This window comes from Micromonospora sp. NPDC049171 (assembly GCF_040648275.1).
Taxonomy (GTDB): domain Bacteria; phylum Actinomycetota; class Actinomycetes; order Mycobacteriales; family Micromonosporaceae; genus Micromonospora.
The window spans coordinates 1-1,022 of sequence record NZ_JBEZDJ010000075.1 but is presented as its reverse complement, the minus strand read 5'-3'; the positions used below and the strand labels follow the sequence as shown (position 1 = coordinate 1,022).

Here is a 1,022-nt window from a genome sequence, read left to right as displayed (position 1 = left end):
ACCACCACATCCGGCACCACACCACCAGACACCGGCCACCCACCCACCGACACACCACCCACCACCGGCACACCCACCACCACCGGCACCACCTCAAGCAACGGACTGGCCGATCCGAGCTGCTCGGGGAGCGGGCGCATGACGACGGACTCCGCCGTCAGCACCGGGTGCCCGTTGCCGTCGGCGACCTCGACGGAGAAGACACCCTCCTCGCCGTGGACGAGTCGCGCCCGGAGCGTGGTGGCGCCCGTCGACCGGACGGACACCCGCTGCCACGCGAAGGGCAGTCGAGCACGGCCGGTCATGTCGAGGACCAACGGCTGGAGCGCGGTGTCCAGCAGGGCGGGGTGCAGCACGTAACCGTCGGCCGGGAGGCCAGCGGGGAGGCTCACCTCGGCGTACCACACGTTGTCCTGGCGCCAGGCCGCCTGGAGACCGTCGAACGCGGGGCCGTACTCGTAGCCACGGGCGACGAGGGTCGCGCGTACCTCCGTCAGGTCGAGCGGGGTGGCGTCCACGGGCGGCCAGGGCAGCGGCTCCGGGGTCGTACCGTCGCCGTCGGCGAGCACGCCGGTGGCGTGCCGGGTCCATCCGGTCGCGTCCGCGGCCCGGGAGTGCACGGCGAGGGCGCGGCGGCCGGAGGCATCCGGGGCGCCGGCGGTGACCTGGACCTCGATGGTCCCGGTACCCGGGAAGACGAGCGGCGCCTCGAGCATCAACTCCTCGACCAGGGCGCAGCCGACCTCGTCGGCCGCCCGCACGGCCAGCTCGACGAAGGCGGTGCCGGGCAGCAGGACCGCCCCGGCAACCCGGTGGTCGGCGATCCACGGCAGACGACCGGTGGAGAGCCGACCGGTGAAGACCACTCCGTCGGAGTCGGCGAGCCGGGTGGGAGCTTCGAGCATCCCCTGCCCGGTCCAGGTGCCGTCGAGCCAGTAGCGGTGGCGTTGGAACGCATACGTCGGCAACTCCACCCGCGGCGCCGACGGGAACATCACCGACCAATCCGGCGACACCCCATG

General features: G+C 73.2%; 1 protein-coding gene. It reads right to left on the bottom strand.

The annotated features are described in order from the left end of the window. The coding region (locus AB0B14_RS36750) for a polyketide synthase dehydratase domain-containing protein (RefSeq protein WP_357081107.1) at nt 1-995 on the bottom strand (995 nt) is incomplete at its 3' end. Between the last annotated feature and the right edge of the window lie 27 nt (nt 996-1,022).